The organism is Kineococcus indalonis, assembly GCF_009906395.1.
In the GTDB taxonomy this organism is placed as follows: domain Bacteria; phylum Actinomycetota; class Actinomycetes; order Actinomycetales; family Kineococcaceae; genus Kineococcus; species Kineococcus indalonis.
Genome location: NZ_JAAALM010000169.1, coordinates 1 through 7,480, shown reverse-complemented (window position 1 = coordinate 7,480; position 7,480 = coordinate 1). Strand labels below are relative to the sequence as shown.

8 protein-coding genes are annotated in these 7,480 nt (G+C 72.3%); all 8 read left to right on the top strand.

Features of this window, described 5'->3' with window-relative positions:
• A partial coding sequence (locus GTR00_RS10240; protein WP_205705489.1) for a GmrSD restriction endonuclease domain-containing protein occupies positions 1-942 on the top strand: 942 nt, incomplete at its 5' end.
• On the top strand, positions 939-1,973 hold the full coding sequence (locus tag GTR00_RS10235; RefSeq protein WP_205705488.1) for a phosphorothioated DNA-binding restriction endonuclease: 1,035 nt from the start codon (positions 939-941) through the stop codon (positions 1,971-1,973). The genes GTR00_RS10240 and GTR00_RS10235, both read left to right, overlap by 4 nt.
• A gap of 804 nt (positions 1,974-2,777) precedes the next feature.
• Positions 2,778-3,158 carry a hypothetical protein gene (locus GTR00_RS10230; RefSeq protein WP_166611522.1) on the top strand — a complete coding sequence of 127 codons (381 nt, stop codon included), beginning with the start codon at positions 2,778-2,780 and terminating at the stop codon, positions 3,156-3,158.
• Positions 3,159-3,528: 370 nt separating this feature from the next.
• Complete coding sequence (locus GTR00_RS10220) at positions 3,529-4,275, top strand: DUF429 domain-containing protein (protein ID WP_166611520.1); 747 nt, start codon at positions 3,529-3,531, stop codon at positions 4,273-4,275.
• A 102-nt stretch (positions 4,276-4,377) separates the two neighbouring features.
• Positions 4,378-4,842 carry a hypothetical protein gene (locus tag GTR00_RS10215; protein ID WP_166611519.1) on the top strand — a complete coding sequence of 155 codons (465 nt, stop codon included), beginning with the start codon at positions 4,378-4,380 and terminating at the stop codon, positions 4,840-4,842.
• 220 nt (positions 4,843-5,062) lie between these two features.
• Positions 5,063-6,238, top strand: coding sequence for a 3'-5' exonuclease (locus tag GTR00_RS22955; RefSeq protein ID WP_205705487.1), 1,176 nt, complete (start codon positions 5,063-5,065; stop codon positions 6,236-6,238).
• Positions 6,235-6,765 carry a DUF6225 family protein gene (locus GTR00_RS10205; protein ID WP_166611518.1) on the top strand — a complete coding sequence of 177 codons (531 nt, stop codon included), beginning with the start codon at positions 6,235-6,237 and terminating at the stop codon, positions 6,763-6,765. Before GTR00_RS22955 ends, GTR00_RS10205 begins: the two co-directional genes overlap by 4 nt.
• Positions 6,766-6,845: 80 nt before the next feature.
• A partial coding sequence (locus tag GTR00_RS10200) for a tyrosine-type recombinase/integrase (RefSeq protein ID WP_166611517.1) occupies positions 6,846-7,480 on the top strand: 635 nt, incomplete at its 3' end.

Below are 7,480 nucleotides of genomic sequence, written 5' to 3'. Positions count from 1 at the left end.
ACCCCACCCAGCGCACCACCCGGTATCCCACCCAGCGCACCCGCAGCCGGCGCACCTGCGGGCGCACCGCCCGGCGGCGCGCAGGCCCAGACCGCCCTGGCGGTCCTGGGCACCCTGGAGGTCAAGGGCCGGGCACCCAAGACCGGCTACAGCCGCGAGCAGTTCGGCGACGGCTGGGTCGATGTCGACCGCAACGGCTGCGACTCCCGCAACGACATCCTCGCCCGCGACCTCACCGGTGAGAGCTTCAAGCCCGGCACCCGCGACTGCGTCGTCGCCACCGGCATCCTCGCCGACCCCTACAGCGGCAAGAACATCACCTTCACCCGGGGTGAGGACACCTCCTCCGCGGTGCAGATCGACCACGTCGTAGCCCTCTCTGACGCCTGGCAGAAGGGCGCCCAGGGCTGGGATGAGGCCAAGCGCGTCGCCTTCGCCAACGACGGCCTGGAGCTGCTGGCCGTCGACGGGCCGCTGAACGGGCAGAAGGGCGACGGGGACGCGGCCACCTGGCTGCCACCCAACCGCTCCTACCGCTGCACCTACGTGGCCCGGCAGGTGGCGATCAAGGCCACCTGGGGGCTGTGGGTGACCGCCGCCGAGCGCGACGCCATCGCTGGGGTGCTGGCCTCCTGCCCGGACCAGCCGGTCCCCACCAGCCTGGCCTCCACCGCCGGGACGACGGGTCCGGCCGGGTCGGCTGCGTCGGTCAACGGCGAGGGTGTCGCCGCACCGGTACCGGCTCCCGCGGCACCAGCAATCCCGGCCCCGGCCGAGCCTGCACCCGCTGGGCCGGCACCCGCGGTCAGCACGGGAACGGACCCGGACTTCGGCACCTGCAAGGCCGCCAACGCCGCCGGCTACGGCCCCTACGTCCAGGGACAGGACCCCGAGTACGCCTTCTACCGCGACGGCGACCACGACGGCACGGTGTGCGAATGAGCCCGCAGCCACCCACCGGACCCTCCGCGCCAGGGCCCTCCGTACCAGGGCCGGGGCACCCAGCGGCGCTGGTCCGGCTGCTGACGCTGCGCCAGTACCAGCAAGGCAGCCTGCGCGCCCCGCACAAGCCGCTGCTGCTCATGCTCGCCCTGGCCCGGCTGCTGAGCACCGGCAGCAGCGCCATCACCTGGCTGGAAGCCCGCCGGGAGCTGGCCGCCCTGATCACCGAGTTCGGCCCCACCAGCAAAACCTCCCCTGTGCAGGCGGCGGCCTACCCCTTCACCCGGCTGCGCTCGGACGGCTTGTGGACCCTCACCCCCGATGTGCCCATGGACCGCGTCAAGCCGCTGGAGGAGCACGCCGTCGTCGGCCAGCTCGAGCCCACGCTGCAGGCGTGGCTGCTGGCGCACCCGCACGTGGCCCTGCAAGCCGTGCACGAGCTGGCCGGCACCAACTTCGCGCCCACTGTCGCTCCCGACGTCCTGGCCGCCATCGGCCTGGACGCGGACACCCTGCAGCTGCCGCAACTCGATGAGCGCAGCGGCACGGACAGCACCCCTGCCACCGGTACCAGCGTTGGCACCTCTGCTGCGGCAGGGGTGCTGTCCGACGACGCGCGCCGCTCCCCCACCGAGCGCAAGCGCAGCGCCGCCTGGCGCCGGGAGGTGCTGACCGCGTGGGACCGCTTGTGCGCCTTCTGCGGCTTCGACGGGCAGCTGCTGCACGCCCCCGTCGGCCTGGAGGCAGCGCACGTGCGCTGGTTTCAGTTCTCCGGCCCGGACGAGGCCGACAACGGCCTTGCGCTGTGCAGCCTGCACCACAAACTCTTCGATCGCGGCGTGCTGGGCCTGACGACTCAGCTGCGGGTGCAGGTCTCGGCCGCCTTCACCGCTCGCTCCGACGCTGCGCGCAGCGTCTACGAGCTGCATCAGCGCCCGCTGGCGATGGATCGGCCCGGGCGGGTGCCGCCGGCGGCGGAGCACCTGCGCTGGCACCAGCGGCAGATCTTCAAGGCACCAGCCTTGAGCTGAGTGGACCCGGCCCTTACCTGAGCTCGCGGGCCGGAGACTCCCCTGCCTGTCCCTCGTCATCACCATCGCCGACGCCGCTCACTCCCTCGACAGGTGAGCACCAGCACGCCCTGGGTCCGCGGCTTGCTCCCGACGAGTGAACTCAAGGGCCCGGCTGCCCCACACGGGTGAAGCGTTCGGGGAGTTGTACGTCTTCGTTGGCATCTACAGATCGGGGCGGCACTGGCAGCGTTGAGGCGCCGGCCCCGCACCCGCGAGGAGCGGCGCCGCTCGCCATTCCCGCTCCACCAGCACGCGCCTGTCCCGCCGGTGCAGGACCACCCAGGCGACGGAACGTTCAGCGTCGCTCCTGCCCGTAAAGTCTCCAGGGCGGCGTCGGCGCGATCAGGCATGCGCTCTTTCCCGATCGCGCGAGCGCTCGCTGCCCGCTCCGACGCTCACCGAGCTGAACGCCCCAGCCGGTGGGGCTCGAGGTCGATCGTCTCCAGCTGGGCAACGGCTGCTCAGGCGCCCGCCGCGCACCGCCGGGCTGCTTCAGGCTCACCCGTTCAGCCGGTACGCCTGGTCAGCGCTACGTCCTAGGTCACTGCAGGGCACGACAAAGAGGGCACCACCAGCACCTGGTGGTGCCCTCTTCGCCTTTCGCAGCCGGCTCGCACGAGCCAAGTCGCACAGGTCGCCCGCGACCAGCGCGCACCGGTGCACCACACAGCCGCACTGCCACCACTCGAGCCGGCACCACCCACCCTCCGAGGAGGAAATCCGATGTACCAGCCGCAGCCCCAGCACCGCCCCTTGCCGCACGTGAGCGCCACGCCTGGCCAGCTGAGCCGGCTGCACCGCGAGCACGGGTGCCTGTTCACCAGCACCGCCGACCAGCAGGTGCGCGCCTGGCTGGGCCCGGACCGCGTGCGCTCGGCCCCCGGCCCGGACCTGTCCGGCACGCACGAGGTGCTCGACGAGTGCGCGCGCGAGTTCCTGCGCTACTGCCCGCGCGGCGGGGTCTTCGCCGTGCGCTGGCACACCCTGCGGGTGGTGCACCACCCCCGCGAGCAGATGATCGCCTATTTGCGCAGCCCTCGCGATGGCAGCACCTGCGCGTCGAGCCCTCACCTCGTCCTGGGTGAGTCTCAGGGCGGTCGCCAGGGCGGTCGCCGGGGCGCACGGCGTTCACCGCGTCCTTGACCGGCAGCAGCCGGCACGAGCGGGGCATGCTGCGCGAGCAGCTGCTGCAGGCGCTGGGCATGCCCGTGCCGGGGCAGCGGCGGTGAAGCACCGGCGTGAGCACCGGCCGCTGCTCAGCGCTGCCCGGCGCGCCGGGTGGCGCGTGGTGGACACCAAGCACGGGTGCCTGGTTTACCCCGCTGACCCGGGCCTGCCGCCCATCGCGGTTGGTGGCACCAGCAGCGACTGGCGCGCTGCTCGCAACGCGCGAGCCCGTCTGCGCCGCGCCGGTCTGGGGACGCCGTGAGCAGCCAGCACCGGCCACGGCCGCCCGACCCGCTCACTTCACCTCACCTCGTGCGAGCAAGGGCCTTGGCCCTAGCCTGAGGTGATGATCACCGCGGGTGTCGACCTGGCCACCCAGCCGGCCAAGACGGGTCTGGCGGTCATCCAGTGGCGACCGGGGCATGCGCAGCTGATCCAGCTGCGGCTGGGCGTCAGCGATGAGGACATCGTCGAGGTGGCGCAGGAGGCCGACAAGGTGGGCATCGACTGCCCGCTGGGCTGGCCCGATGACTTCTTGGCCTTCATCGGCGCGCACGCCGCCGGCCGCCTCCCGCTGACCGGTGGGGAGAGCGGTGATGAGCTGCGCCGGCGGCTGGCCTACCGGCAGACCGACCGGGTGCTGCGCCGGGCCGGGTACGCGCCGCTGAGTGTGGCCGCTGACCGCATCGGGTTGACGGCGATGCGTGCGGCGCTCATCCTCGAGCGGCTGGCGGCCGCGGGCAGGCCGGTGGACCGCTCCGGCGCCGGCGTGGTCGCCGAGGTGTACCCGGCGGCCTCGCTGAAGCAGTGGGGTCTGCCGCACCGCCAGTACAAGCGGGAGGGCAACCGGCAGGCGCGTCGGGAGCTGGTGGTTGCCTTGCGCCGCCAGGTGCCGTGGCTGGACCTCGGCGCGAACGCTGCGTTGTGCGAAAACTCCGACGATGCGCTCGACGCCGTCGTCGCTGCCCTGACCGCGCGGGCTGCTGCACTGGGACGCTGTGAGCCGCCGGGCGGGCAGGAGACGGCCAGAGCCCGGCGGGAGGGGTGGATCCTGGTGCCCGGCGGAGCCGTCTCGACGTTGGTGGAGGACTGAGATGCAGCACCTGAAGCCGCGCACGATGGGACGCGCGCTGGGGTACCTGATGCGTTCCTCGGCCGCGCGTCGGGCTCAGCGATGAGGGGCGACGAAGCGCGGGTGGTCGCGCAGTTCAGTACCTGGCTGTGCCAGGGCGGCTGGCAGGTGCGCACAGAAGTCGACTTCTGCGACGTGGTCGCCACCCGGGAAGGGCAGGTCTTGTACGCAGAGGCCAAGGGGCGCACCGCGGCTCCCGGCCTGGACGTCGACACGATGTACGGGCAACTGTTGCGCCGGATGCTTTCACGCGCTGGCGTACAGCACGGCACCAGCGACCGCAACGCCTGCGACCACACCAGCAGCAGCACTGGCGGTGACGCCACCGGCGAAGTTCCCGGAAACCCGGCCGGCGGTGCCGCAGCGCATACTGCTGGACGGCAGGTGCGGTACGGGATCGTGGTGCCTCACACCGCTCGCGCTCACGCTCTGCGAGTGCCGGAGAGCGTGCGGGCCCGACTGGACATCGACGTCTACGTCGTCTCTGACGAGGGTGATGTCGAGGTCATCGCCACTCGGGAGAGCTGAGAGGTTCTGTCTCCGGCAGCTCGCCTCGTCGATTCCGTTGAGGATCCTCGATTGCTGGCGAGGACCCGGCGAGCAGCAGTGATGGGTGCGACACCCACTGGTCTAACAAGTGATAAGTCAGCTGATCCTGTTACTGTAGGAGGACGCAGCATCCGAACCATCGTCAACGATTCCTGCGGGTGCGTGCGCGGCCGACCGTTCCCGTGGGGAGGACCGCTCGATGAGCACGTTCGCCGTTGCCAGCACTCCCGCCCACCGGCACGCGGACGAGGGTTCCGCCGCCACAGGTATCAGCATCCTGGGGCGTCATGCCGGTAGCGGGCGAATGCTGCTGCAGCTCAACAGCGAAGAGCAGACCTGGGGCGCCGGTCACGACGAGGATGAAACCCTGTACGCCGAACTACTCGTCCGAGCGCTTGAAGACGGCGACGAGGGGGCCGCGGGAAGGCAGTACGGCCTGCTGCGGTTGCGCGAAGCGCTGGAGCGCACCAGCCACCTGGACGTGCACACCAAGGACGTCCTGTGCGCCGCCGGCGAGCCCCCACGCCTGACGCTGGACCACCCGGCCGCCGAGGCCACCCACGAGATCCTGCGCCGCGGTGCACCGGACTGCGCCTGCAACGAGAGCTACTACACCCGCGTCGTCGACGACGAGGCCCTGCCCGCCATCGTCCGCGCGATTGCCTGGCGGCTGCGGGAAGCGCACCAGCAGTTGGCCGCCCGTATGCAAGCACACCACTGGGCGCGCAGCCTCATTCAGCCCGCTGGCGGTGACAGCAAGGACGGCGGCACGCCGATGGTGCGGCGCGGTGCGGTGCTCCTGGACACCGAGACCACCGACCTGCACGGCGCCCTCGTCGAGCTGGCCGTGCTGGACGCCGCCACCGGGAAGGTGCTGCTGAACACCCTGGTCAACCCCCACAGCCCCATCGCCGCGGCAGCCCAGGTCGTGCACGGCATCAGCGACGCCGACGTGGCCGGCGCCCCCGACCTGGCCGAGGTATGGCCGCAACTCCTCACCGCCCTGGCCGGGCGGCAGGTGCTGGCCTGGAACGCCACCTACGACGCGCAGGTGCTCACCCAGGCCGCCACCGACGCTGGCCTGCCCTGGCCCAGCGAGCTGTCCACCGACGCCCCACGGGGCCATCTCGACCCCGTCACCGGTCTGCCGCCGGCGTGGCGGTGCCTGATGCGCACCGACGCAGCTTTCCGGATGAGCCAGCGCTGGCACGCCCTGCGCGGCACCCACCGCGCGATCGGCGACTGCCGCGCCGCTCTGCAGCGCCTGCGCGTGCTCGCCGCCCCCGGCGCGAGCCGCACCCCGCACCGGGTACCTGCTCCCCTGTCCACCCGCCGCCCGAAGCCGACCACCACGACCCCGGAGAGCCAGCGATGAGCCACGAGCACGAGTCCCACCGCTCCTCCGGCGCCCACGGCGAGGACGTCCTCAGCGCCCTCGAGCAGCTCTTGGACGCCCGCATCAGCGCTCACGACCACGACGAGCAGCTGCTCAGCACCCACTCCAACCTCGATACCCACTCCTGCAGCGACGCCCATGCAGGAGTTCGCGGTGCGCCGACGCCCAGCGCAGGGCCAGCGACGACGCTCGTCGAGCACACCGCCCGCCCGATGACGCTGGGGGACCTGCGCCGGGCCACGGTCGGCCTGCCCGACGACATGCCGCTGCTCGCCGACGTCGCCCTCGACCCCGGCAGCATTGACCTGCACCGCCACGTGGTGCTCTCTGCCGGGCACGCCACCGCCGAGCTGGCCGACGGAGAGGAACTCATCGAGCCCGTCATCGCGCTGCGCACCGACTTCCCCACCGGCACCTACGAGGTGCCCGCCGACCTCGCCCGCCGCGACACCGGCGACGATGCAGGTCTAGATGCAGGTCTAGATGCGGGGCACGAGCCGCGCTGAGCCGCCCCCCACGAGCGACGAGGACCCTGTCTGCCCATGAGCTCTGCCTGCCCATGAGCCCTACCCGTCGAGCGTCCGGCGTGGACCAGGACGCGCAGCTCGCCGCGCTCGACGAGCGCGTCCGGCAGTTGCGGGAGCAGGCCACCTCGGCGAACACCTGGCGCGCCTACCACTCCGACTTCACCCGCTGGGCGCGCTGGGCGATCCAGCACCAGGTGCCGGCGCTGCCCGCGCGACCGCAGGACCTGGCCCGCTACCTCGAACAGGCCGCCGACCCCGCGGTCGCCAGCGACGATGAGGCCGGAGCGGCGCGGGCGGTGTCCCCCACGACGATCACCCGTTGGCTCTCCTCGATCCGCTGGGTGCACCGGCACACCGGGCACCCCGACCCCACCACCGACCCCGCCGTCCAGGAGGTCCTGGCCGGGCTGCGCCACGCTGCTCCGCCCCGACCCCGCAGCACGCCCGCGCTGGGCGTCTCCCAGGTCGAGCGCATCCTCGCCGCCATGGACGCCTCCCCCACCCACGGGCAGGCCCTCGCCGAGATGCGCGACCGCGCCCTCATCCTGCTGACCTTCACCACCGGCCTGCGCTCCGCCGAGCTGATCGCCCTGCGCATCGAGGACCTGGAGGCCGCACCGACAGGCATGACCGTCCACGTGCGCCACAGTCGGCAGTCCAGCCAGGGGGGTGACGTCGCCGTGCGCGACGTCAC